Annotated in this window: 21 protein-coding genes and 2 pseudogenes; 11 read left to right on the forward strand and 12 right to left on the reverse strand. The window is 73.6% G+C overall.

The window, feature by feature from the left end:
* Positions 1–137: 137 nt before the first annotated feature.
* Positions 138–1226, forward strand: coding sequence for a polyprenyl synthetase family protein (locus tag J5Y04_RS24360; protein ID WP_209414217.1), 1089 nt, complete (start codon positions 138–140; stop codon positions 1224–1226).
* Between the two features lie 132 nt (positions 1227–1358).
* Here J5Y04_RS24360 and J5Y04_RS24365 read toward each other — a convergent pair whose 3' ends face one another.
* Both J5Y04_RS24365 and J5Y04_RS24370 read right to left on the reverse strand, forming a co-directional pair.
* Positions 1359–2504 (reverse strand): beta-propeller fold lactonase family protein, encoded by a 1146-nt coding sequence (locus J5Y04_RS24365; protein ID WP_209414218.1) that lies wholly within the window; start codon positions 2502–2504, stop codon positions 1359–1361.
* 689 nt (positions 2505–3193) lie between these two features.
* Positions 3194–4099 carry an arginase family protein gene (locus tag J5Y04_RS24370; protein WP_209414219.1) on the reverse strand — a complete coding sequence of 302 codons (906 nt, stop codon included), beginning with the start codon at positions 4097–4099 and terminating at the stop codon, positions 3194–3196.
* Between the two features lie 287 nt (positions 4100–4386).
* On the opposite strand from J5Y04_RS24370, the gene J5Y04_RS24375 reads away from it, so the two are divergent.
* The 4 genes from J5Y04_RS24375 (at position 4387) to J5Y04_RS24390 (ending at position 8535) form a co-directional block, all read left to right on the forward strand.
* A complete protein-coding gene (locus J5Y04_RS24375; protein ID WP_209414220.1) occupies positions 4387–4971 on the forward strand; it encodes a TetR/AcrR family transcriptional regulator in 585 nt (194 codons plus the stop codon).
* A gap of 82 nt (positions 4972–5053) precedes the next feature.
* A complete protein-coding gene (locus J5Y04_RS24380) occupies positions 5054–6034 on the forward strand; it encodes a zinc-binding dehydrogenase (RefSeq protein WP_209414221.1) in 981 nt (326 codons plus the stop codon).
* 337 nt (positions 6035–6371) lie between these two features.
* Positions 6372–7565, forward strand: a complete 1194-nt coding sequence (locus J5Y04_RS24385; protein ID WP_209414222.1) for an NAD(P)/FAD-dependent oxidoreductase — start codon at positions 6372–6374, stop codon at positions 7563–7565.
* Between the two features lie 10 nt (positions 7566–7575).
* Positions 7576–8535, forward strand: a complete 960-nt coding sequence (locus J5Y04_RS24390) for a sigma-70 family RNA polymerase sigma factor (RefSeq protein WP_209414223.1) — start codon at positions 7576–7578, stop codon at positions 8533–8535.
* 92 nt (positions 8536–8627) lie between these two features.
* Here the strand turns inward: J5Y04_RS24390 and J5Y04_RS24395 are convergent, their stop codons facing one another.
* Both J5Y04_RS24395 and J5Y04_RS24400 read right to left on the reverse strand, forming a co-directional pair.
* A complete protein-coding gene (locus J5Y04_RS24395; protein WP_209414224.1) occupies positions 8628–10178 on the reverse strand; it encodes a DEAD/DEAH box helicase in 1551 nt (516 codons plus the stop codon).
* Between the two features lie 371 nt (positions 10179–10549).
* A complete protein-coding gene (locus J5Y04_RS24400) occupies positions 10550–10753 on the reverse strand; it encodes a cold-shock protein (RefSeq protein WP_042388274.1) in 204 nt (67 codons plus the stop codon).
* Positions 10754–11135: 382 nt separating this feature from the next.
* Between J5Y04_RS24400 and J5Y04_RS24405 the strand changes: the two genes are divergently transcribed.
* The gene (locus J5Y04_RS24405; RefSeq protein ID WP_209414225.1) at positions 11136–11993 is read left to right on the forward strand and encodes an S-methyl-5'-thioadenosine phosphorylase; all 858 of its coding nucleotides are present in this window, start codon (positions 11136–11138) and stop codon (positions 11991–11993) included.
* Here J5Y04_RS24405 and J5Y04_RS24410 read toward each other — a convergent pair.
* Both J5Y04_RS24410 and J5Y04_RS24415 read right to left on the reverse strand, forming a co-directional pair.
* On the reverse strand, positions 11959–12429 hold the full coding sequence (locus tag J5Y04_RS24410) for a hypothetical protein (protein ID WP_209414226.1): 471 nt from the start codon (positions 12427–12429) through the stop codon (positions 11959–11961). The genes J5Y04_RS24405 and J5Y04_RS24410 overlap by 35 nt on opposite strands.
* Complete coding sequence (locus J5Y04_RS24415) at positions 12426–13562, reverse strand: molybdopterin-dependent oxidoreductase (RefSeq protein ID WP_209414289.1); 1137 nt, start codon at positions 13560–13562, stop codon at positions 12426–12428. Before J5Y04_RS24415 ends, J5Y04_RS24410 begins: the two co-directional genes overlap by 4 nt.
* A 174-nt stretch (positions 13563–13736) precedes the next feature.
* On the opposite strand from J5Y04_RS24415, the gene J5Y04_RS24420 reads away from it, so the two are divergent.
* The 3 genes from J5Y04_RS24420 (at position 13737) to J5Y04_RS24430 (ending at position 16525) form a co-directional block, all read left to right on the forward strand.
* Positions 13737–15074, forward strand: coding sequence for a glycosyltransferase 87 family protein (locus J5Y04_RS24420; protein WP_307853267.1), 1338 nt, complete (start codon positions 13737–13739; stop codon positions 15072–15074).
* Positions 15075–15138: 64 nt separating this feature from the next.
* Positions 15139–15852 carry a molybdopterin-dependent oxidoreductase gene (locus J5Y04_RS24425; RefSeq protein ID WP_209414228.1) on the forward strand — a complete coding sequence of 238 codons (714 nt, stop codon included), beginning with the start codon at positions 15139–15141 and terminating at the stop codon, positions 15850–15852.
* A complete protein-coding gene (locus J5Y04_RS24430; protein ID WP_209414229.1) occupies positions 15836–16525 on the forward strand; it encodes a cytochrome b/b6 domain-containing protein in 690 nt (229 codons plus the stop codon). Before J5Y04_RS24425 ends, J5Y04_RS24430 begins: the two co-directional genes overlap by 17 nt.
* Here J5Y04_RS24430 and J5Y04_RS24435 read toward each other — a convergent pair.
* The 3 genes and pseudogenes from J5Y04_RS24435 to J5Y04_RS42105 form a co-directional block, all read right to left on the reverse strand.
* Positions 16475–17143, reverse strand: coding sequence for an SAM-dependent methyltransferase (locus J5Y04_RS24435; protein ID WP_209414230.1), 669 nt, complete (start codon positions 17141–17143; stop codon positions 16475–16477). The two genes, J5Y04_RS24430 and J5Y04_RS24435, sit on opposite strands and share 51 nt — an antisense overlap.
* A complete protein-coding gene (locus J5Y04_RS42100; RefSeq protein WP_245205358.1) occupies positions 17140–17667 on the reverse strand; it encodes a DUF2064 domain-containing protein in 528 nt (175 codons plus the stop codon). Before J5Y04_RS42100 ends, J5Y04_RS24435 begins: the two co-directional genes overlap by 4 nt.
* A 96-nt stretch (positions 17668–17763) precedes the next feature.
* A pseudogene (locus J5Y04_RS42105) lies at positions 17764–18492 on the reverse strand (glycosyltransferase family 2 protein); the annotation flags it as partial.
* A gap of 211 nt (positions 18493–18703) precedes the next feature.
* Between J5Y04_RS42105 and J5Y04_RS24445 the strand changes: the two are divergent.
* A pseudogene (locus J5Y04_RS24445) lies at positions 18704–19446 on the forward strand (response regulator transcription factor); the annotation flags it as partial.
* A complete protein-coding gene (locus J5Y04_RS24450) occupies positions 19412–20548 on the forward strand; it encodes a sensor histidine kinase KdpD (protein ID WP_209414232.1) in 1137 nt (378 codons plus the stop codon). The pseudogene J5Y04_RS24445 and the gene J5Y04_RS24450, both read left to right, overlap by 35 nt.
* On the opposite strand, the gene J5Y04_RS24455 is transcribed toward J5Y04_RS24450, so the two are convergent.
* From J5Y04_RS24455 to J5Y04_RS24465, 3 genes are all read right to left on the reverse strand, one after another.
* Positions 20549–21604 (reverse strand): NAD-dependent epimerase/dehydratase family protein, encoded by a 1056-nt coding sequence (locus J5Y04_RS24455; RefSeq protein ID WP_209414233.1) that lies wholly within the window; start codon positions 21602–21604, stop codon positions 20549–20551.
* Between the two features lie 264 nt (positions 21605–21868).
* Positions 21869–23074, reverse strand: a complete 1206-nt coding sequence (locus tag J5Y04_RS24460) for a CapA family protein (protein ID WP_245205316.1) — start codon at positions 23072–23074, stop codon at positions 21869–21871.
* 276 nt (positions 23075–23350) lie between these two features.
* Positions 23351–24838 (reverse strand): tyrosinase family protein, encoded by a 1488-nt coding sequence (locus J5Y04_RS24465; protein WP_209414234.1) that lies wholly within the window; start codon positions 24836–24838, stop codon positions 23351–23353.
* Positions 24839–24893: the final 55 nt, after the last annotated feature.

Here is a 24893-nt window from a genome sequence, read left to right on the forward strand (position 1 = left end):
AGGGGCGCGGGTGGGACATCGATGCGGCAGAGGTCCTGGCAGAGGTGCGGCAGCATGGTGCCTGACCACCGCCAGGACCTGAGGCGCTCCGGCCTGCGCGGGAGCGCGCATTCACCACCCGAACGGAAGACATCCTCATGACCGACACCGCCGTCCTCGCCGAGCAGATCCGGGCCCGTCTCGCCGGGTACGAGCGTCGGTTCGGCACGCTGTCCGAGCAGTACTTCCGGGACCTGGCCGCCACCTTCGACGCCCCGTCGTCCAGTCGGTTCACCCCGGAGTGCCTCGCGCTGCTACGGGACCTGACGCTGCGCGGCGGCAAGCGGATGCGGGTGGCCCTCCTCTTCGAAGCCGCCCGTCTCGTGACCGCCGAGCCCGTGGAGGGACTGGACGACGCCGCGCTGAGCATCGAACTGCTCCAGACCCACGGGCTGATCCACGACGACATCATCGACGACACCCCCACGCGCCGAGGAGGCCCCTCCACGTACTACGCCTACCGGGGGCAGTTCCCCGGCCGGCCGCAGGCCGCGCTCGGGCTCGCCGTCCTCGCCGGTGACCTCGCACTCGCCCTGTCCCTGCGGGTCCTCCTCGACTCCCACGCCCCGCTGCCGGTCCGACAGGCCATGGTCGAGGTGCAGACGCGAGCGGCATCGGACACCTTCGTGGGCCAGATCATCGACCTGGAGCGGGACTTCGCCGCGGACCCGGACGAGGACGTGCTGCACGACGTGGCCGACTACAAGACCGCCCGCTACTCGGTCCTCGCCCCGCTCCAGCTGGGACTGCTCGCCGCAGGCGTCGACCCCTCCCTCCACGACGAGGAACTGCGGCGCTATGCAAGGCTGGTGGGGATCTGCGGGCAGATGCGTGACGACTACCTGGACCTCTTCGGTGACGCGGGGACCATGGGCAAGCCCACCGGAACGGACATCCGGGAGGGCCGTCGCAACTACACGGTCCGTGCCGTCCTGGCAGCGGCCACCGACTCCGAGCGGAAGCTGGTGGAGTCCGCCCTCGGCGACGGCGCCTGCACCGAGGAGACCGTCGCCGCCATCCGGGACATCGCCGAACGCCGCGGCGTCCCGGAGAGCATGCGGGCGGACATGCAGCGCCGTGCACAGGAGGCCGCCGCGGAAGCCGCCGGATGGCGTCCCAGGTGGCGGGAGGAGGCCGTCGCGTTCTTCGAGTACCTGCCGAGGTGGAGCGTCGAGCGAGCCCGCTGAGCCCCGACGCCTCGGGCCGCCGCGACACTGGCGGCGGCCCGGGTGTCAGCCCGCGACCGGACTCGGCGCAGTCGGCCCGGGGCACGCACGCCGAGGTGCGAGGGACCCGCGCCGACTGCCGTGGGCGGTGCGTCAGAAGGCGACGATGCCTTCGCCGCCGGCGCCGCCGGGGACGGTCTGCGAGCCGATCGGGGTGAGGGAGCCGTCGTCGTTGATCGCGAACTCGTCGAGGATGCCGTTGACGCCGGTCTGGGCGTAGAGGTAGCGCCCGTTCGAGGAGACCGCGGCGTCCACGGTGCCGGGATCGGTGGGTGTGTTGCCCAGGACGGTCAGCTGGCGGCCGCGGTCGGCGGTGCGCAAGCCGGTGAGGGTGGAGCTGCCGGCGTTCGAGGCGTAGAGCAGGTCGCGCACACCGACGATCCAGCAGGTGGCCGCCTGGCCGGTGGCCGCGAAGGCCTCCTGTGTGGCGGTGCCGTCGTGGTGGATCGTGAACGTGGCCACGGCGTTGGTGCCGGCCTCGGCCAGGAACAGGCCGTGCCGGCCGTTGGGTACGAACGCGAAGGGCACGGCCCCGGGAAGGCTCGTTGTGACGGCGGTGGCGCCGGGCGCGCCGGAGCGGTCGAGGTTGAAGACCTGGAGGCTGCTGCCGTTCGCCTTGGTCGTGACCACGAGCTGGGAGCCCTCGCCGGTGAAGCCCACCTGCCCCGGGGTGTTGGTGAACTGGGGCGTGGCGTTCGGGTCGAGCCCGAGGCAGCGGTTCCAGTCGGCCTCCTCGTGGAGGCGGCCGCCGCGGACGGTGTAGCCCTGGATCGAGCCCCCGTCCAGGGCGTTGAGGACGTAGACGGTGTCGTCGTGCACGGCGACGCTCACCGGGAAGCGGCCGCCGGAGCCGACCACCTGCCGCAGCGCGAGCCGGTCGCCGTCCACGGAGAAGACGGAGACGGTGTCGCTGCCGGCGTTCACCGCGTACAGCAGGGCGTGGCGCGGGTCGTAGGTCAGCGAGCCCTGGGAGGCGAGGTGGTCGGCGACCGAACCGGCCAGCACGTCGCCGAGGCCGTTCGTGTCGTAGGTGCCGGCCGGGCTGAGTTGTCCGTCGTCCGCCCGCCGGTAGGCGATGACCTGATTGCCCGCCGGGTTGTCGGTCTGGACGAACACCGCGTGGTGCCCGCCGCGCGGGTGGCCTTCGCCGCCGTACGCAGCCGCGGTGGACGGGGCGACCGCTGCTGCCGCCGCGAGCGCGGTCGCGACGGCCACGGCGAGCCGGGTGATCTTCTGCATGAGGGTTCTGCCTCCTGGAGGTCCGGAACCGATCCCACCCAGGTCTTGGGCACCATGGCCGGGAGTCGGAGCGACATGGGCGAGGGCTGTGACGGGAAGCCCGTTGACAGTGAACGGCGTGAGAGGGCTCGCCGCATTCCCTCTTGACACGGTATGTGACGTTTTGTCGGAATCCGCTGAAGGCGGCGATCCCGGCCCCGCCGGGATGCGCCCGGCTGTGGTCCTGGGTCGCACGGGAACCGATCCGTCGCCGCCCGATCGGATGGGATGTCAGGCAGGTGCGTGAGCCGTCGGTCAGGACCAGCACTGGGTATGGCCGGCAGCGCGACTCCCGCTGGGGGTAGCACCCTGGTGGCGAGGAATCTGCCGTTGCAACGCTGGGAGACGGCGGGCCGGCGCGAGGGCCGGCCGCAGTGAACCGGTGCTCGGGTCGGGGGGTGGGGCGCTGAGCCGAGTCGCGCCGACGTCACCGCCGAGGCGGCCCCAAGGGCACCCAGCCTCGCCGAGCGAGAGCATCTGACGTGCCACGTTGCCCGGCTCGACGCCCGCCGGCGCCACCGGTGGGCTGCGGGTTGCCCCGGGCGCCGATGTCGAAGGCTCCGATGCCGAGGGCATCGTCCTCAGAGGTCAGCCGGTTTCCGACGGGGCGGCGAGGGGACGGAGGAGGTGCCCGATGTCCCGGCCGCAGGTCACGGGGTTGCGCGCAGGGCGTGTTGAAGGCTCGCGATGAACCGGTGGAGGACGGCGGGGTGTCCGGCGGCGCGGGAAGGGTTGAGCTCGCAGATCGAGAGTGCTCGGAAGCGCGGGTCCCGACAGGCGGTGTCCAGCGCCTCGGACAGGGCGTCGAGCGTGGGACCGCTGTTGCGGCCGTCCGTGCTTTCGGCGAGCGGCGCGTCGGTGAAGTCCAGGACGTCGACGTCGAGGTGCACGGCGAGGGGGCCGGACGGGAGCGTACCGAGGGCCCGGGTCACCTCGGTGCCCGGCGTGGTGGCGAGATCGAGGTGCGAGCCCCATCGCAGGCCCAGGCCTCTTGCCTGCTCACGCTCCCAGGAGGTGGCGGCCTCGGGGTCGACGCCGAGGAGGTGGATCCGGTCCGGGGTGAGCAGCGGGCGGTGGGCGAAGGCGGCTGCCAGCGGCTCCGCGGCTCCGGGCAGGTCCAGTCCGTGGGCGAGCCCCATCCAGTCGAGGGCGCCCTCGTGGGTGCTCGCGGGTGTGTTGAGGTCGAAGTGCCGGTCGATGTAGAGCAGGCCGGCGTCCGGATCGCGTGCCCTGAGGGCTGCCATCACGCCCAGTGCGACGGTGCAGTTGCCGCCGATGACGAGGACGTCCGCGTCCTCCTCCAGCGCGCCGGCGACGTGGTCGGCGACCGCCCTGACGGCTTGGACCACTGCCGCGAGGTTCTGGGCCCGCGGGTGCTGCGGGTCAGGGGCCCACACGTGCAGCGGCCCGTCCCCCGCATCCCGTACCCGGCGGCCCGCGGCCCTCAGGCGGTCGATCAGGCCCAGCTCGCGCAACACGCTCGGTGCGGCCTCCTGGCCGGGCGCGTAGCTGCCCGCACTGGTCGGGGCGCCCACCAAGACAAGATCCCGTCGCATCCACCCATCATCGCCGTCCGCCCGGACGGGCGCGAGCGGGCTGCTCCCGCGGGTCACCAGGGACGTCCGGCGCATGATGGCGGACAGGCGGACAGGCGGACAGGCGGACAGGCGGACAGGCGGGCAAGCAGGCGGACAGGCGGACAGGCGGACAGGCGGACGGGCCTGTTCCGGCAGGGGCGGCGCAAGCTCGCAGCCCGGCCCGGCCGGTCTTCCGGGACGGGCGGCCGGCAGGCGGCGGCCGGCGACCCGTTGTTCTTGAACGGTCGCTCATGTATGTTTCCCCCATGCCCAGACCGCGCGAGTTCGACCCCGACGCCGTGCTGAACCAGGCGATGCTCCGGTTCTGGGAGCGCGGGTACCGGGCCACGTCGATCGAGGACCTGGTGAAGGCCACGGGCGTCAAGCCCGGCAGTATCTACAGCGCGTTTCCCGGTGGCAAGCACGCGCTCTTCGTGAAGTCGCTGGAGCGCTACTCGAAGCTGGTCGTGCCCCAGAAGCTCGGTCGGTTGGAGGCGCCGGGCGCGTCGGTGGCGGAGGTCCGCGGCTACTTCGACGGACTGGTGCAAGACCTGCTCAGCCCCGAAGGGCGCCAGGGATGTCTCCTGGTCAACACGGCGATCGAGAACGCCGCCGAGGACGACGCGGCGGCGGCCGTCGTGCGCGGCCACCTGGCGCGCCTGGAGCGGTGCATGACCCACGCCCTGGAGAACGCCGCCCGCCGGGGTGAGGTGCGGGACTCGCTGGACCCGGGCGGCACTGCCAAGCTGCTGGTCGCGACCTGTCAGGGGCTCATGGTCGTCGGCAAGGCGAATCCCGACGAGGCGGTTCTGAGGGCCGTCGTCGACAACGCCTTCGCCGCGCTGTCCTGACGGCGCAACACTTCGGGCCACCGTGCGGTGGCCCTTTCGTCGGCCCAATAGTTGAATGACTACTCAAGAACGAGGTTCGGACATGAAGGCCATTGTCATATCCGCCCACGGCGGCCCCGAGGTCCTCACGGTCACGGAACTGCCCGACCCGGTGGCCGCCACCGGCGAGGTCCTCATCAGGGTCAAGGCGTTCGGCCTCAACCACGCCGAGGCGTACATGCGAAGCGGCGCCTGGGGTCAGGTGGCCGCCGTCCCCGGGATCGAGTGCGCCGGTCTCGTCGAGGCCGACCCCTCGGGTGAACTCCCCGTCGGGACGAAGGTGGTGGCGATCCTCGGCGGCATGGGACGGACCCGCAACGGCAGCTACGCGGAACTCGTGACCGTCCCCGCGACCAACGTGGTGGCCGTGGACTCGCCCCTGCCGTGGGCCGACCTGGCCGCAGTGCCCGAGGTGTACGCCACGGCGTACAGCGCCCTGCACGGCAACCTCGCCCTCAAGGCCGGGGAGACACTGCTGGTCCGGGGCGCGACCTCCTCCCTCGGGCAGGCCGCGGTCAACCTCGCCGTCCACCACGGCGCAACGGTGCTCGCCACCACCCGCAACCCGGCACACACGCCGCTGCTCAAGGAACTCGGAGCCTCCGACGTGCTCATCGACGACGGGGGGCTGGCTTCGGAGGTCGAACGCAGGGGCCTCTCCGTCGACGCGCTGCTCGACATCGTCGGCAACACGGTGCTTCGCGACTCCCTGGGCACGGTCGGGCCGCGCGGGCGGGTGTGCCAGATCGGCTTCCTCGGTGGATTCTCACCGGTGGCGGACTTCGACCCGATCGCCGATCTGCCCAGCGGCGTCCAACTCAGCTTCTTCGGCAGCGCCTTCGTCCTGGGAACCGCCGCCTTCCCCCTCTCGGACGTTCCGCTGGACGAGATCTACGCCCAGGTCGAGGCCGGCAGCCTGCGGGCCCGCCCCACCCGCATCTTCCGCTTCGACGAGATCGTCGAGGCCCACCGGGTGATGGAGGCCGGGCAGGCGCTGGGAAAGATGGCCGTCGTTCTCGACTGACCCGTCCGCGGCGCTTGCGGCACCCGGCGGTTCGCCCGTCGGGTGCCGGTGGTGCGGGTACGTCGCAGGTCCCGGTGGCCGGTGGTCATGCCGACGGGTTCGGCGGGTTCGTCCGCGGAAATCCTCCCGTTCGGTGGGCATGGCGTGGATGCCGACGGGGCTCGGCACCGGATCACCTCGTCCGGCTCGCCCTGCATCCGCGCCGCCTCGGCGTTGCGAGCCCTGTCGGGCGGCACTCCCTCCATCCTGTGACCCAGGTCACAGGCGGTTCCTGTCAGAAATCGGGGAGCTGCTCCGCTCAAGTCACCGAGAGCCAGCCAACCGACAGGAGCATCACATGAAGCACCGCATCGTCGTCCTCGGTGCCGGCTACGCCGGGGCCTACGTGGCCGGGACCCTGGCCCGCCGACTGTCCCCGGCGGACGCCGAGATCACCGTGGTCAACGCCGAGCCCGACTTCGTCCAGCGGCTGCGGCTGCACCAGCTCGCGGCCGGCCAGGAGATCGAGGCTCCACCGCTCGCCGACGTCTTCGCGGGCACGGGGATCCGGCTGCGCCTGGCCCGTGTCACCGCCGTCGACCCTGACCGCCGGATCGTCGCCGTGGCCGACGCCGACGGCCGCGCCGAGCTCGGCTACGACACGCTCGTCCATGCGCTCGGCAGCCACGGCGACGTCGACGGTGTCCCCGGCGCGGCCGAGCACGCCTTCGACGTCGCCGGCCGGCCCTCGGCGCTGCGACTGCGCGAGCGCCTGGACAGCCTGGGCGATGGCGGGCGTGTGGTGGTCGTCGGCGACGGGCTGACCGGCATCGAGGCCGCCACCGAGATCGCCGAGTCCCGGCCCGGCCTGTCGGTGGCGCTCATCGCCCGCGGCGAGCTGGGCGCCCGGCTCTCCGCCGGAGCCCGCGGTCACCTGCGCCGGGCCTGTGACCGGCTGGGCATCACCGTCCTGGAACACACCGGCGTCGAAGCCGTCGAAGCGACCCGGGTGCTGTGCGCGGACGGTACCGCCCTGGCGGCCGACGCGACCGCGTGGACGGCCGGGTTCGCGGTCGACCCCATCGCCGCCGCCGGCGGGCTGGAGGTCACCGAGAAGGGTCGGATCGTCGTCGATCGCACCATGCGATCGGTCTCGCACCCGGACGTCTATGCCGTCGGTGACAGCGCCTACGCCATCGGCGACAACGGCCGGCCGCTGCCGATGTCCTGCGCCTCGGCCGGCTACACCGGCATGCAGGCCACGGCCGCGATCGTGGGACGCCTGACCGGCCGCACGGTCCCGAACACCAGGCTGGAGTACCTGGGCAACCACATCAGCCTCGGGCGGCAGGACGGGATCCTGCAGACGGTCGACGACGAAGGGCGGGCCAAGCCGAAGTACGTGGGCGGCCGGAAGGCCGCGCGGATCAAGGCGGGGATCCTCTGGACTTCGCTCTGGGCCACCTCGCACCCGACCTTCGGACTGCCGAAGCGCAGGCACCGCCTGGCCGCCGCGCCGGTCGCGACCGGGCACAAGACGGTCGCCGTCTAGGGTGGTCCGCGTGGACAGCGCCGCTATCGATCGCTTCGACACCAGTCGGTTCGAGGCCGGCCGGAATCGGCTGGCCTCACTGGCGTACCGGCTGCTGGGCTCCGCCGCCGACGCCGAGGACGCCGTACAGGACGCCTTCCTGCACTGGCAGGCCGCCGACCGGCAGCGGATCGCCGTGCCGGAAGCATGGCTGACCAAGGTCGTCACCAACCTGTGCCTCGACCGGCTCCGCTCGGCCCGGGCCCGCCGCGAACGCACCGTCGGCGCCTGGCTGCCCGAGCCACTGCTCGACGGCGACCCGATGCTCGGCCCGGCGGACACCTTCGAGCAGCGCGAATCGGTCTCCCTGGCCGTGCTGACCCTCATGGAGCGCCTGTCACCCGTCGAGCGGGCCGTCTACGTCCTGCGCGAAGCGTTCTCCCACAGCCACGCCGAGATCGCCGGGATCCTCGACATCACCGAGTCCGCGAGCCAGCAGCACCTCCACCGGGCCCGCCGCCGCATCACCGCCGCGCGCCGCGGCGGCGGCGAGGCCGACCCGGCATCCGCCCGCAGGATCGTCGAGGAATTCCTCGCCGCCGCATCCTCGGGCCGGACCGAACGCCTGGTGGCGCTGCTCACCGACGACGCGACCGCGATCTCCGACTCCAACGGCGCCGGCCCGGCCAAGACGCTGCTGAGGTACGACACACCACAGCGCGTCGCCGCCATGGCACGTGCCGGCTTCAGACCCACACCCGCGAAGCGGCGACTCGTCGGCGGGACGCCCGCGATCCACTACGCGTCCGTCAACGGCGCCCCCGCGATCCTCTTCGTGATCGGCGACCAGGTCATCGGCGCGGTGACGTTCGACATCACCGGCGGCAGGATCGCAACCATGCGCGGCATCGGCGTCCCCACCCGCCTCGTCCGCCTCACCGAAACCTGGCAGCAACACGAACGGGACACGCCACTCGTCGCCCAGTGGTGACCCGACGTCGACCGCGGCACCCCGGGACCGGTCAGGGCCCCGGGCGAACTGCGCGGGCCCGGCCCGCGCGGTGGCCCGGGCCCGCCGGGGTGCTACGCGGCGAGGGCGGCGCGCCCGGGCGCCCGGCGGCGGCCGGCGGAGCCCTGGTCGTCGCGGCCGTGGGCCGCCCGGGACTCGCCGCTGATCCGGGCGGGGCGGCCGCGGCGGCCGCGGTTCGTGGAAGCGCCGCGGCGCGGTCGTTCGACGACGGGGTCGGCGATGACGACGGGCACGCCGGTGGGCACGCGGGCGCCGGTGATGCGGGCGAGCTCCTCGTCGCCGGCGAGGACCCTGGTGGTGACGGGGGTGATGCCGGCCGTGGTCATCATGCGGGCCATCGCGCGGCGCTGGTTGGGCAGGACGAGCGTGACGACGGTGCCGGACCCGCCGGCCCGCGCCGTGCGCCCGCCCCGGTGCAGGTAGTCCTTGTGGTCGCCCGGCGGGTCCAGGTTGACGACCAGGTCGAGCCCGTCGACGTGGATGCCCCGGGCGGCGACGTTGGTCGCGACCAGTGCGGTCACGTGTCCGGTGCGGAACTGTTCCAGGGTGCGGGTGCGCTGCGGCTGGGACTTGCCCCCGTGCAGGGCCGCGGCCTTCACCCCGCTCGCGAGCAGGTCGTCGACCAGGCGGTCCGCGCCGTCCTTGGTGTCGATGAACATGATCACTCCGCCGTCACGGGAGGCGATGTGGGCGATCGTGGCGTTCTTGTCGAAGTTCTGCACCTGCAGCACGTGGTGCTCCATGGTGGTGACCGTCGCCGCGGACGGGTCCACCGAGTGCGTGACCGGGTCCTCCAGGAAGCGCCGCACGAGGCGGTCGACGTTGCGGTCCAGGGTGGCGGAGAACAGCATCGTCTGGCCGCCTTCGGCGACCTGTTCGAGGAGCTCGGTGACCTGCGGCAGGAAGCCCATGTCGGCCATCTGGTCGGCCTCGTCGAGGACGGTGACGCCGACCTCGTCCAGCCGGCAGTCGCCGCGCTGGATCAGGTCCTTGAGCCTGCCGGGGGTGGCCACCACGACCTCCGCCCCGCGGTTGAGGGCCTGAGCCTGACGGCCGATCGACACCCCGCCGACCACGGTCGCCATCCGCAGGCGCACCGCGTGGGCGTAGGGGGTGAGGGCTTCGGTGACCTGCTGTGCGAGCTCGCGGGTGGGGACCAGGACCAGGGCCAGCGGTCGGCGGGGTTCGGCCCTCCGCCCGGCGGTGCGGGCCAGCACGGCGAGGCCGAACGCGATGGTCTTGCCGGAACCGGTGCGGCCTCGTCCGAGGACGTCGCGGCCGGCCAGCGAGTTCGGGAGCGTCGCGGCCTGGATCGGGAACGGCGAGGTGACGCCGTGCCGGGTCAGCACCGACAGCAGCGCCTTCGGCATGTCCAGCTCGTCGAAGGACTCGACGGCCGGCAGCGCCGGGGTGCTGCTCACCGGCATCGCGAACTCCCCCTGCGAGGAGGAACCCTGGCGGCCACCCCCGGGGGAGGAGCGTCGGCCCCCGGCCGGCCGGGATCCGTAGAAGGAGGAGCCGCCGGACCGGGAACCGCCGGAGCGGGCGCTGCCGCCGGAGCGGGAGTCGGCGTTCTGGTAGGACGAGCGACTGGAGCGTTCCATGGAAGAACCTTCCTCGGGGCGGCACGTCACGAGGAAGGCTCCGTGGCGCGGTGCGCCGGCGGAGACCGCAAGGGAACGGGCCGGAGTGTGACGGGCGGAGCGTGGACGGAAGAACCGTGCGGCACGTCGTCACCTACGGTCGGCGCTCACCGAAAGGAGCGGGAGCGAAGAACTCGAACCGTGAACTGTCACGGCAGGGCGCAGATCCGGACGCGGCGCTGTGCGTCTCGCGTGGGGGATGGCCGCCGGTGGCGGAGCCAGGGGCCTCAACGGCCGGGGACGCGTCGTGGTGCAACGCCGAGGGGCCCGCACCGGGCATCATGTACGCGGTGCGGGCCCCTCACTGCTGGGCGTATGCCGTGGCAGGAGAACTACAGGGGGCGGATGTTCTCGGCCTGCGGGCCCTTCTGGCCCTGCGTGACGTCGAACTCGACCTTCTGGCCCTCGAGCAGCTCACGGAAGCCCTGGGCGTTGATGTTCGAGTAGTGGGCGAACACGTCCGGGCCGCCACCCTCCTGCTCGATGAAGCCGAAGCCCTTTTCCGCGTTGAACCACTTCACGGTGCCGTTAGCCATAAAAAACAATCTCCTTCAAAGGCTGTCCGAAGCACGCACAGTGCGGGCTTCCAGTCGCCGCGATGAGCGCCCGCCCGCGGAAGAGCCGGGAAACAAAAATGCGCCTGCGAATACACCAGCAGGCGCACACAAAGTTCATGGGAACCACTACTGCAACTAAAACGACTCTAGCAGGCCCGGGACCGAAACGGTGGATATTCCGGCGCCGGTTCCAGGAAAACCTCTCCCGGGCCGTCGGCCGGGTGCTGGCCGTCCTCGGCACCGGCGCCGCGCGTGCGGTGCGAGGGACGTTCGTGATTCGTAAGGCCCGGCGCCCCGGTTCCGGCACGGGCCGTTCCTACAGTTGTCGGGAGGTTGTTCCCGAGAAGAAGGGTGGACCGCGATGACGGCCGACCAGGACGTCCTGCCGAGCGCCGAGGTGGCCGTGATCGGCGGCTCCGGACTCTACGAGCTGCTGGACGATGTGACGGAGGTACGGGTGGACACCCCGTACGGCGAACCGAGCGACTCGCTGTTCCTCGGCGACGTGGCCGGCCGCACCGTCGCCTTCCTGCCCCGGCACGGCCGCGGCCACCGGGTGCCCCCGCACCGGATCAACTACCGCGCCAACCTGTGGGCGCTGCACATCCTGGGCGTGCGGCAGGTGGTGGCGCCGTGCGCGGTCGGCGGGCTGCGCCCGGAGTACGGGCCGGGCACCCTGCTCGTCCCCGACCAGTTCGTGGACCGGACCTCGGGGCGGGTGCAGACCTTCTACGACGGGCTGCCGCTGCCGGGCGGTACGGTGCCGGAGGTCGTGCACGTGTCGATGGCCGACCCGTACTGCCCGGCGGGGCGGCGCGCGGCGAGGGAGGCCGCCCGGGAGGCGGCCTGGGAGCCGGTCGACGGCGGCACGCTCGTGGTGATCGAGGGCCCGCGGTTCTCCACCCGCGCCGAGTCCCGCTGGTTCACCGCCAACGGCTGGTCGGCGGTCGGCATGACCGGCCACCCGGAGGCCGTCCTCGCCCGTGAACTCGGGCTCTGCTACACCTCGGTGGCCCTGGTGACCGACCTCGACGCGGGGGTGGAGAGCGGCGGGGGCGTCACCCACGGCGAGGTCCTCAAGGAGTTCGCCCGCAACGTCGACCGGCTGCGCACCGTGCTGTTCAAGGCACTGGAGCGGCTGCCGATCGTGCGCGAGTGCGCCTGCCCGCACGCCCTGGACGGTCTCACGACCGGTCTTCCCGGGGTCGCCGGCGCCTGACGGCCCGGTCCCGGTCCCGCTGACGGTCCCGATCCCGCTGACGGTCCCGGTGCCGCCACCGCCCGACGAACGCGACCAGAAGCGCGACGCCGGCGGTGGCGGCCAGTACCAGCAGCCAGTTGCGCAGGTAGGGCAGCGGCAGCACCGACGGGTTGCCGTGGTCGTCGTCGGCGCGCAGCACGGCGGGCAGGCCGACGGCGGTGACGGCCGCCGCGACGACCAGCCAACCGCGCAGCACGGGCCCGCGCACCAGGAACGCGCCCAGCAGGCACACCAGCGGCACCCACAGCCCGTCGTGGATCACCAGCCCGCCGAACGCCCAGACCAGGATGCCCAGCGGGTCGGTGATGTACGGGTCGCCGAGCAGCCCGTAGAGGCCGTAGCCGATCAGGGCGAGCCCGGCCGCGAGCAGCAGGCCGCGGACGACGGTGGTCATGCGATCACCTCGATGCGCGCGACCCACTTGGTCTGCAGGACACCGGGGCGGTTCGGCGCGATGACGCGCGCGGGGAATCCGTGGTCCGCGGCCAGGACCTCGCCGTTGACCCGCAGGGCGAGCAGGCTGAGCGGATCGTCGACGTACGGCGCCGGCATCTCCGTCACCCGGTACGGTCCCTCGGCCTCCAGCGAGGTGACCCGCACCGCCGAGCCGGGCGGGGCTCCCGCCCGCCGCACCAGGTCGGCCACCCGGACCCCGGTCCAGCGGGCCGAGGCGCTCCAGCCCTCCACGCAGGAGATGGGCAACTCCACCTCGTGCTGGGGCAGTTCGCCCAGGTCGGCGAGGGTGAGTTCGTACGGCCGAGGGCCGTCCACCCGGAGCCGCCAGTCGGCGGGCACGGTGACCGTCCCGGCCTGGGCGGCGGTGCGGTTCACCGGCAGCCCCTGGGGGCCGAGATCGGGGCGGCGCGGGGCCAGCAGGTCCAGGGAACGCAGCCACGGCACGGTCTGTCCGGCGGTGACGAGGGTGACGGCGCCGGTGGCGGCGGCGGTCGCCGTGAGGAACGCCCGGCGCTGCGCCAGGGCCGGAGCGGTCCGGCGCCACCAGACGGAGGCGATGAGGGGCGTCTTGACGCAGAGGTGGACCAGCAGTCCTCCGGTCGCCAGCCAGCCCAGCCAGAAGTGGGTCTGCCGGAACGGGAACGGCCACGGGTACCACTGCAGGGTGTTCAGCAGACCGGTGAACAGCTCCAGCAGGACGGCCGCCACGAGGAGTGCGATGCCGAGCCGCTCCAGGGCGTGCAGCACGCTGCGCGCCGGCGGCCACTCGAACAGCCGTGGGTAGACCGCCCACAGTTTCGCGCCGGCCAGCGGGATCGCGGCCAGGCCGCTGATCACGTGCAGGCCCTGGGTGATCCGGTAGCCGTTCACCGGCCGTGCGGGCAGGTGCGGTGCGAGCCATCCGGGCGCGTCCTGGAGCAGATGGCTGGCCAGACCGGTCAGGAAGCAGACCAGGAGGGCCGCACCCAGCCAGCGGCCGACGACGACCACGGTCCGCGGCTCGTGCAGCGGTGAGGTGAACGCCCCCTCGCGCAACGGCCCGCGGCGCAGGAACGCCGGGGGAGCGGGCAGCGGCGGGTCGTAGCGGCGGCGGGCGGAAGGAGTGCCGGAGTCGGCGGGTTCGGTGTCCACGCGTCCATCGAAGCGCCCCGGCACGTCCCGCCGGTGCTCCGACGTGCTTACGGAACGCGAACGCCGGGCTCGCCGAGCGGTCCGCCCGCCCCCGCCGGTGGAAGGGTGGGCGACGTGACCTCCCGTACCGTCCCGCCCTGCCTCCTCGCTCTGGCCACCCTGGTCACCGCCCTGGCGCTGACCGTCTCCCGGAGCGGAGCCCTCCCGCTCCACGGCTGGTACCTCCTCGACGTCGCCCTCTTCGCCGTCGCGGTAACGCTGCTGCGCAGGGTGCCCCGCCGACAGGCCGTGCCGCTGGTCCTGGCCGGCAGCATCGCCGTGGCCGCCGTCGGGCTCCTGGCACCACCGCGCACCAGCGACGACGCCTACCGCTACGTCTGGGACGGCCGGGTCCAGGCGGCCGGGATCTCGCCCTACGCGCACACCCCGGACGATCCGGCGCTGGCACGGTTGCGCGACCCGGGGCTCTTCCCGGTGGGCGACGGATGCACGGGCTGGGACGAGCGGCGCACCACGGCCGGGGACTGCACCCGGATCAACCGGCCGGCCGTGCACACCATCTACCCGCCGGTGGCGCAGGCGTGGTTCGTCCTGGTGCACCCGTACGGCGGCGGGGTCCGTGGGGTGCAGGCCGGCGGAGCGGTGCTGGCGGTCGCGACCACAGGGCTCCTGCTGGGGCTCGGGCGGGAGGCGTGGCGGGCCGCGCTGTGGGGCTGGTTCCCCGGCATGACGGTGTGGGCCGTCAACGACGCGCACGTGGACACGCTCGGCGCGCTGCTGACGGTCGCCGGGCTCGGCTGCGCGGCGCGGGGGCGAGCCGTCCGCGGGGGACTCCTCCTGGGCGGCGCGGTCGCGGCCAAGCTGCTGCCGGCCCTCGCCCTTCCCGGCGCGCTGTCGGGCCTACTCGCCCGGCGCCCGACCCGCGACGACGTCCTGCTCGTCGGAGCCGCGCTCGGCGCCTTCGCACTGTCCTACCTGCCGTACGTGGTGGCCTCCGGCACCTCCGTGCTGGGCTACCTGCCGGGCTACCTGCGGGAGGAGGGCTACGAGCAGGGGCACATCGACCGGTTCGGACTGCTGCGACTGGTGCTTCCGGACCGCCTCGTGCCGTGGGCGGCGGCTCTGGTCCTCGCGGTGGTGGCGGTCCGGGTGCTGCGCCGGGGCGACCGGCACCGGCCGTGGGCCGGCGCGCTCCTGGTGACGGGCACGGCGCTGCTGCTCGTCGCGCCCTCCTACCCCTGGTACGGGCTCCTGGTGGTCGCGCTGGTCGCCCTCGACGGCCGCTGGGAGTGGCTGGCCGTCCCGGCCGCCGGGCAGGCGCTCTACCTGACGGGAGGCCAGGCGGCGCAGCAACTCGCCTACGGGACGGCGCTGTGCGTCGTCCTCGTGGTCCCGCTGCTGCGGCAGCGCTCCGTGGGCCGGCCGGCCGTGGTGGCAGGCGGCGAGAAGTGACGGAAGTCTGACGTACCGGCGCCGGCCCTGGCCCTTTCGCCGCTCGGCTGGTCGAATCGGCGGCGTGAGCGAACAGATCGACGAGGGCCGGGGAACGCCGGTCGGCCGACGCGTGGTGCTGGGGCTGCTCGGGCTCGGCGCGGCGGGGGTCGCGGCCGGCCCGTACCTTCAGAGGGCCCAGGACGCGGTGGCCGGCAAGGACCCGACGGGTCTCACCGGCCTGCTGCCGGGAGGAGGCGGCTTCCGGTACTACTCCGTGGTCTCCTCGGTCCCGACCCGGGGCCCGGACACGTACACCCTGACGGTGGACGGACTGGTGGAACGCCCCGGCAGCTACCGCCTGGCCGACCTCCAGGCGATGCCCCAGCGCCGGATCGTGCGGGACGTGCAGTGCGTGACCGGCTGGCGGGTGCCGAACACCCCGTTCGAGGGCGTGCCGCTGGCCCACCTGCTCGACGCCGCCGGCGTCAGGGCGGGCGCCGGAGCGGTGCGGTTCAGCTGCTTCGACGGTGAGTACACCGAGAGCCTCACCCTGGAGCAGGCCCGGCGTGACGACGTGGTGGTCGCGCTCAAGCTCCAGGACGCCCCGATCTCCCACTCCCACGGCGGGCCGGTACGCCTGTACGTGGCGCCGATGTACTTCTACAAGTCGGCCAAGTGGCTGTCCGGGATCACCGTCACCGGCACGGTGGAGCCGGGTTACTGGGAGCAGAACGGCTACGACGTCGACGCCTGGGTCGGCCGCTCGAACGGACGTGACGATGCACCGACCGTCTGACGTCGTCCTCCGCTTCACCCGGGCCGAGCGCTGGGTGCACCGCGCCACCGCCGCCCTGGTGCTGACCTGCCTGGCCACTGCCGCCTGCCTCTACCTGCCGCCGCTGGCCGAACTGGTCGGGCGCCGAAGGCTCGTCGTCACCGTGCACGTGTGGTGCGGCCTGGCGCTGCCGGCACCGCTGCTGGTCGGACTGGCCTTCCGCGCGGTCCGCGCGGACGTGTCGAGGCTGAGCCGGTTCCACCCCGTGGACCGGCAGTGGCTGCGGGCGACGTGGGCACGCGCGGCGCACCGGCCGGCGGGGAAGTTCAACGCCGGGCAGAAGCTCTACGCCCAGTGGACGCTCGGGGCGATGCTGGTGATCCTCGGCACGGGCCTGCTGATGTGGCTCACCCACCTGGCGCCGCCGGCCTGGCGGACCGGCGCGACCTTCGTCCACGACTGGCTCGCCGCGGCGATCGCCGTGGTGACCGCCGGGCACGTTCGCCTGGCCCTGCGGGACCCCGAGGCCCGGCGCGGGATGCGGACCGGGCTGGTCGACCGCGGCTGGGCCGCGCGGGAGCACCCGCAGTGGCCCGACGGCCATCCTGCGGGGGCGGAGGAGCGGCCCCGGCGGCACGCCTCGTCAGCGGGGACGGACGACCTTCCGGAAGGCGAGGAAGCGCCGGCCGTGTGAGGACCAGCGCTCGGTCTCGACGAGCCCGGCCCGACCCGCACGACGGGCGGTGGCCGCCGCACCACTGCGGGCCCAGGCGAACGGCGGCCCGACCCGCCCGTCGGGGCCCTCGACCCGCACGGTGATCCGTTCGTCGATCTCCCCCGGCTCCACCTCGACCAGCAACACGCCACCCGGAGCGAGGATTTCGGCGCTCCGGCCGAGCAACAGCCCCGGGTCGCCGCCGATGCCGAGGTTGCCGTCGGCGAGCAGCGCGCCACCCCAACGGCCCTCCGCGGGGAGCCGGTCGAACACCGACCGGCGCAGGGCGGGCCCGCCGAGGCTCCTGGTCCGGTCCACCGCCGCTCCGGTGACGTCGACACCCATCGCCGGCACGCCCAGACCCAGCAGGGCCGCGACGAGACGGCCGGGGCCGCACCCGAGGTCCACCACCGGCGCGGCCAGCACGGTGCAGCGCAGCAGCAGCCCGTGATCCGCCCCGGCGGCGGGTGCGCACCAGCGTTCGACATCGAGCGGGATCCGGTGGCCGCCCTCGCCCAGCAGCCACAACGGGCCCCGGCCGGCGCGGACGGCCTCGGCGAACGGGTCGTCCACCCACGGCTCGGCAGCGACGGTCACCCCGTCACCTCCCGGTCGGTCTCGATCGATCGGAGGCACGCCGCGAACCTGCCCGCCGGAGCCTCGGCGGCGACGTGACGCGCATCCCGGATGGTGTCCACGTCGGTGACCACCGGGAGCCGGCCGATCATCAGGTTCTCCGCCACCAGCCGGTCGAGCAGGGCCTGCCCGGTGTCCGGTGTGGACATCGGCAGGCCCAGGAGAAGCCGCCTGGCCAGCCGCTCGGTGGGCCTGGCCAGCCCGAGCGCCCAGAACCCGCCGTCGCCGGCCGGGCCGTACCAGGCGTCGACGCCGGTGCGCCGGGCGGGCGACAGGGACTCGGCGAGGAGTGCGGCGTCCACCTGCGGGGTGTCCATGCCGACCAGCAGGGCGGGTGCGTCCGGCGCGAGAACGGCGGCCGCCGCGAAGGCCGCCGCGAGCCGCTCGTCCAGCCCGCCGCCCGACTGCGGCACGACCTGCCAGCCGGGGGGCAGCCAGGCGCCGACGGCGCCGTCCAGGACGAGCAGCCGCCGTCCGGCCGGCATCCGGGAGAGGGCGGTGAGGGTGTCGGTGAGAGCCGCCTCGGCCAGCGCCGCCGCCTGTTCGGGCGTGCAGGGCGGGGTGAGACGGGTCTTCACGCGCCCCGGGACCGGCGACTTGGCGATCACCATCAGGGTCGGGGCCGGCGCGGCCAGCACGGCCCGCATGTCACGGACGGCCTGCCGGGTGCCGCGCACGGTACCGGTGACCTTGGAACGACCCGTACGCGGCAGGTAGTCGACGGGCGTCTCGGCGATCCGCATCCCGGCCGCCGACGCGGAGAGCACCATCTCCAGGGGGTAGCCGGAGCGACGGTCGCCCAGGCCCAGCGCCAGCAGCCGGTCACGGCGGGCGGCCCGCATCGGCCCGAGGTCGTGCAGCGCCGCCCCCGTCCTCGCCCGCAGCCGGCGGGCCAGGGCCGCATTGGCCAGGCGGGCGTGCAACGGCCACGCCCCGGCGGTCGCGGGGCGGCGCCGGCCGAGCACCAGGTCCGCCGAGCCGGCGAGGACGGGCCCGGCGACCCTCGGCAGCTGGGCGGGATCCAGCGAGCCGTCGCAGTCCATGAAGCAGACCAGCTCGGCGGTCGCGGCGAGCAGCCCGGCGTGGCACGCGGCGCCGAAGCCGCGCCGCGGCTCCTCGACGACCGTCGCGCCCAGCGAGCTCGCCAGCCCGGCCGAGCCGTCACGGGAACCGTTGTCGACGACGATCGCGCGCCAGCCCACGGGCACACGCCCCAGCACCCAGCTCAGGGCCTCGGCCTCGTCGAGGCACGGCAGGATCACATCGGCGCACGGCGGAAGAGGGGGAATCGAATCGATCACGTCGGCCACGCTAAGCGCGGGCGGGCACGTGGCGGCCGAACCGCGCCCTTACGAAAGTCCTACGTCGGCCCACCGGCGGCGGGCCCGCGGTCCGCCGGCGGCGCGATCTTACGGAACGCGAACGTCGAACCCGGCGCGGCACCCGGCCACGGCCGCGGCTCGTATCCTCGGCGAGGTGAACGACAGCCCCGCTTCCGCCGCACCACCGGACCCCGCCCGCATCCTGGTGATCGACGACGACCTCACCGTGGGCGAGGTCGTCGCCGGCTACCTCACCCGGGCCGGCCACCACGTCGACCGGGCCTGCGACGGCAACCAGGGCCTCGACCTGGCCCGCGCCCACCGCCCCGACCTCCTGGTCCTGGACCTCATGCTCCCCGGGATCGACGGCCTGGAAATCCTGCGCAGGCTGCGCGCCACCGAGGACGGCGCCGACCTCCCCGTGGTCATGCTCACCGCCAAGGGGGACGAGGCCGACCGCATCCTCGGCCTGGAACTGGGCGCGGACGACTACGTCACCAAGCCCTTCAGCCCGAGGGAGCTCGTCCTGCGCGTCCAGTCCGTCCTGCGCCGATCCCGCGCCGCCGCTCCCACGACGCCGCCCCCCCGGACCGCTGGCATCCGGGGACATCGTGCTCGACCCGCAGGCCCGCCGGGCCCACCGCGGAGGACGTGAACTCACGCTCACACTCAGGGAGTTCGACCTTCTCGCGTTCCTCCTCCGGTACCCCCGGACGGTCTTCCCCCGCCAGGAGCTGATGCAGCGGGTCTGGGGCTGGGACTTCGGGGACCTCTCCACCGTCACCGTCCACGTCCGCCGGCTGCGCGAGAAGATCGAGGACGACCCCGCCGCACCGACGCTGATCACCACGGTCTGGGGCGTCGGCTACCGCTACGACCCGGTGACGGACGAGAAGGACGGCCCGGCGTGAAGGACCTGCTGCTGATCGCCCTGTTCGCGGGGCTCGGCGCCACCGGCGCCGGCCTGCTCGGATGGGTGGCCGTGCGACTGCTGCGCCGCCGCTCGATGGCGCTCTCGCTCTTCTGCGTCGCCGTCGTCACCGTCCTCGCCGTCACCTCCGGGACGTTCGCCGTCGCCCAGGCGATGTTCCTGTCCCGACACGACCTCGGCGTGGTGATCACCGTCCTCGGCATGGCCTCGGTCGTCTCGCTGCTCACGGCCGCCCTCCTCGGACGCCAGGTCGTGGCCGGAAGCCGCGCCCTGACCGCGGCCGCCCGTACCGTCGGGAGCGACACCGGCTTCACCGCACCGGAGCACCCCCTCGGCCTCGAACTGGCCCAGCTCAGCGAGGAGCTCGCCGCCACCAGCGCCCGGCTCGCCGAGTCCCGCGCCCGGGCGCAGGCACTGGACGCCTCGCGGCGCGAGCTGATCGCCTGGATCTCCCACGACCTGCGCACCCCCCTCGCCGGGCTGCGCGCCATGGCGGAGGCGCTGGAGGACGGCGTCGTCGACGAGCCCGGGCACTACCTCAAGCGGATCCGCACCGAGGTCGAGCGGCTCACCGGGATGGTCGACGACCTCTTCGAACTCTCCCGCATCCAGGCCGGCGCGCTGTCCCTCTCGGTGTCCCGGGTCTCCGTCTACGACCTGGTCGACGACGCGCTGGCCGGTGCCCACCCCCTGGCCCGCCAGCGGGGTGTCCGCCTGGAGGGCCGTCAGGTCGCCGCAGAGCCGGTCGAGGTCGACAGCCGCGAGATCACCCGGGTGCTCGGCAACCTCCTGGTCAACGCGATCCGCTCGACGCCCGAGGACGGCGTCGTCGCCGTCTCCGCCCGCCGGGAGGTGGACGAGGTGGTCCTCTCGGTCACCGACGGCTGCGGCGGCATCCCGGAACAGGACCTCTCCCGCGTGTTCGAGACCGGCTGGCGCGGCAGCACCGCCCGCACGCCGCGGCGGGATCCCGGCGAAGGCGGGGACAGCGGCGCCGGGCTCGGCCTGGCCATCGTCCGCGGCATCGTCGAGGCGCACGCCGGGCGTGCCCGGGTGCACAACGTCACCGGAGGCTGCTGCTTCGAGATCGCGCTCCCGGCGGCGCGCGGGTAGTCAGGCCCGCAGGGGCGCGGCGGCGAACTCGGCCATCCCCGCACGGAACGGCACCCGGGCCCGCCAGCCCAGCTCGGCCCGCAGCCGGGAGGAGTCGGCGGTGACGTGCCGGACGTCCCCGAGCCGGTACTGCCCGGTCACCACCGGGGCCGGCCCGCCGTAGGCGTCGGCCAGCGCCCGGGCCATCTCGCCGACCGTGCGCACCTCCCCGCTGCCGACGTTGTACGCCCGGGCGTGGCCCGGCAGCCGGCCGCGGACGTCCTCCAACGCGGCCAGGTTCGCCGCCGCGACGTCGTCGACGTGGACGAAGTCCCGGCGCTGGCCGCCGTCCTCGAACACCCGTGGGGCCTCGCCGCGGGCGAGCGCCGAACGGAACAGCGAGGCCACCCCGGCGTACGGGGTGTCCCGCGGCATGCCCGGGCCGTAGACGTTGTGGTAACGCAGTGCCAGGACGGACCCGTCGCACGCGCGGGCCCAGGCGGCGGCCAGGTGCTCCTGGGCGAGCTTGGTCGCGGCGTACACGTTGCGGGGGTCGCCCGGTGCGTCCTCCGCCACCAGGCCCGGCCGGAGCGGCTCGCCGCACGCCGGGCAGGGCGGTTCGAACCGGCCCGCGTCGAGATCCTCCGGGCGCCGCGGACCGGGCGTCACGCTCCCGTGCTCCGGGCACGCGTACCGGCCCTCGCCGTAGATCACCATCGATCCGGCCAGCACCAGGTTCCGCACCCCTGCCCGTGCCATCGCGGAGAGCAACACCGCCGTGCCGAGGTCGTTGCAGCCGACGTACTCGGGCGCGTCGTCGAGGTCGAGACCGAGGCCGACCATCGCCGCCTGGTGGCAGACCGCGTCCACTCCGGCGAGGGCCCGCTCCACCGTCTGCGCGTCCCGGACGTCGCCGTGCCGGAACTCGGCGTCGGCCGGCAGGTCGGGAGCCGACCCCGAGGGGTGGGCCGCGGGCAGCAGCGCGTCCAGCACCCGGACCTCGTGGCCCGCCACGACCAGGGCACGCACCACGGCCGAACCGATGAACCCGGCGCCGCCGGTGACCAGAATCCTCATGACCGGGGACGCTACCGGTCGAGCCGCCCCCTGGACCGCTGCGCTGCGACGGTGTCAGCAATCCGTAAGGCGGACGTGCCAAGTCGCGGTCGGGAAGGCGGAGTACGCCCTCGGACGCCGAAGCGGCCCCGGCGGACCCGCTCCGCGCACGGGCCGGCCGTGCAGGCCCGTTCACCCCGCCGGACGTGGAGGACCGGCACGCGGCCGGCCGTCCGCGTGGCCGACCGTGTGGCCGTCCGCGTGGCCGCCGCGCCGGGGGCCGGCTCAGGGGGCCATGGTCAGTCCCGCCGCGGCGGCGCCCCGGCTGAGCACCACCGAGCTGATGTGCTCCAGGGCCCGGGCGTAGTCGGCCCGGGCGGGCTCGCGGCGGGCGGCCTCGCGCAGGTCGAGGACACGGTAGGGCGGGCCGAGGTCCGTCACCTGGGGCACGAACTCGGCCCGGGAGACCGTCCACCGCTGCCCCGGTGCGGGCGGCGGGGCGAAGGTGAACCGGGCGATCGAGCTCCAGTTGCCCCGCGGGTCCTCGGCGCCGTCGTACGTGAACATGTGCCCGGCGAGCTGGTCGCCGAGGCCGTACACCGTCCAGGTCTCGTTGACCTTCTCGTACGCCTGGGGGACGTGCGCGTGGGTGCCGAGGATCAGGTCGATGTCGGCCCGGGCCCCGTCCTGTCCCGCGGCCAGCTCGCGGGCCAGGGTGAGTTGCTGCTCGTTCGGCGTGTCCTGCCATTCGGTGCCCCAGTGGATGCTGACCACCACGAGGTCCGCGCCGGCCTGCCGGGCGGCGCGCGCGTCGGCGAGGATCCGGTCCCGGTCGATCAGGTTCACCGCCCAGGGCCGGCCCGCCGGCAGCGGGATGCCGTTGGTGCCGTACGTGTAGGCGAGCTGGGCCACGGTGGCGCCGCCGGCCCGGAGCAGCGCGGGCCGCCCGGCCTCGTCCGCGTCGCGGGCCGAGCCGGTGTGCGCCAGGCCGACGGCGTCCATGGCGTCGAGCGTGCGCCGGATGCCGGCCGGGCCGTCGTCGAGGGTGTGGTTGGAAGCGGTGTCGCAGGAGGTGTAGCCGACCTCCTTGAGGGCCCGGGCGACCTGGGGCGGCGACTTGAACGCCGGGTAACCGGTGAACGGCCCGCCGTCGGCGCCGTAGACCGTCTCCATGTGACAGATGGCCAGGTCCGCGCCGCTGATCAGCGGTTTGACGCCGGCGAGCATCCGGCCGAAGTCGTACCCGTCCCCGCCCGCGTCCTCCTTGGCCTGCTGGATGATCTCGGTGTGCGGCAGGACGTCGCCGGTGGCGACGAGGGTGAACGCCCGCGGCCCGGTCGGCGACGCGGTGCCCCGGGCCGGGGACGCGGTGGACGTGGGGCTCCCGCTCTCCACCGGCGGCAGTGCGCCCGGGGCACCGCAGCCCGCGGACGCGAGGAGCAGGGTGACGGCCGCCGCGACGGCTGGTGGGCGGATCGGACGCATGGTCATCTCGTCTCATGGTCGGAAGGTAGGACCAACCCTCCGACTATGCGACGGCCCGGCCGCGCACCCTCGGACCCACGCCCGGAGGTCACCCCCGGTCACGCGTCCGTCCGACGGCCGGCCCTGGTGCGCCGGGCGGCAGGGCCTGCTCCGGCCGGGCCGTTCGCCACCTGCCGATGCGTCCGGGGTGTCGCCGCAACGATCCCCGGGCGCCGCGGCAGGTGGCGAACTGCAGGCGACGAGCCGCCCTCGGCGGTCGGCCACCCGCTGTGCGGATGCGCCTCAGATGCTGGTGAGGCTGACGCTCTCGAAGCTGGGCTTCGGGTTACGCATCTCCGGCTGTGGGACGGACGGCACGATCGAGACGGTGAGCGGACCGTCCGGCAGCAGCCCCTGTTCCGTCAGCCGTTGGACCTGCTCGGTGACGTCGTAGCTCGCGTCGTGCCCGCCGGCGCCGTCCATCCCGAAGAAGGAGATCCAGCCGACGAAGTAGGGCCCTTCCGGGTCGAGGTCGCCGCTGGGGCCGTTGAGGAAGACGTGGAACGGCGTCCCGGGCGGCAGGTTGGTGTGCACGTTGTGCACGGTGAGGATGAGGTTGGTCTGCGGCTTGTCGCTGGCGGCGACCGAGCTCATGGCCCCCGCGACGCCGCTCGGTTCCAGGGACACCGTGGTCGCCGCCTGGACGTCGAGCAGTTGCCTGGGGTTGCCGACGGCGGAGGCCGCCAGGACCCGTTCGCCCGCCTTCGGGGCCGGGGCCGGCGGTGCGATCACCCGGCGGGTGCCCGCCCCGTCGGTCAGCGACTCGTACGTGTAGTTCTCCGCATCCTTCAGGACCGTCGCGGTGGAGGGCCGCGTCTGCTGCCCGGTCTCGTCGAAGAAGATGAACTCCTTGTCCAGCCAGGACGCGTGGTCCGGGTTGTGGTTGCCCTTGTCCAGCCAGCCCGACCAGAGCCGGTCGAGGTTGGAGTGGTGCAGCCAGAAGATCGGATCACGGGGGGAGCCCTCCACCCGGCCCATCCAGCCGCCCACACCGCCGTGCACCTGGTTGTGCGGGACGTCCTCCAGGTCGCCGAAGGCGAGCTGGAAGTGGATCAGGTCGGTGTAGGTGATCTCGCTGCCGAAGGTCGGCTGGATCGACTGCCCCTGGCTCTTCGTGGCGGCGAAGATCGTCTCGCTCATCGCCCTGAAGGGATTGATGTCCGAGTAGGGGAGGATCTGCTTGTCGCGGTTCGCGCGCAGGCGGCGATGCGGGGTCTTCCAGAAGTCGTCGTCGGACGGGTCCAGGTCGTCCCGGAGGAAGAGCGGGTTGTCGACCGTGAGGTTGGTGCCGCCCGGGCGGTCCGGCATCTTCGGGCTGCGGAAGGCCGCCGGAAGCGCGCGCGAGGTGAAGGTCGTGGGCGGGGTCTTGGTGGGTGCGTCCAGGGCGTAGTTCCAATAGGGAAGGGCCCAGGTCGCGGAGGGGTCGGGGGTGATGTTCTCCTCGGCGGCGATCTCCTTGATGGCCGCCCGGATGATCCGCTCGAAGTACCAGAGGTAGCCCCGGTGCCACGGCAGGAAGAACCAGCCGCCGTGCGGGCACTGGGTGAATGCCTCGTTCTCCTCCGTGACGGTGGGCGGGACGCCGTGGATGCATCCCTGGAACACCCAGCTGGTCGGGTCCGTGAGGGGCCGCTGCTGCAGCCGTCCCACGGCCCGGGCGTACCAGTACAGCACCGGATCCCAGTCGGCCATCTTGCTCGCGTCTCGTCGCACGAACGTACCGTTCGACATGTCACTCCTAGGTTTGGGCGGGACGCCCTGGTCGGGCGCCCCGGATTCGTACCGG

It is taken from the genome of Kitasatospora sp. RG8 (genome assembly GCF_017813315.1).
In the GTDB taxonomy this organism is placed as follows: Bacteria; Actinomycetota; Actinomycetes; order Streptomycetales; family Streptomycetaceae; genus Kitasatospora.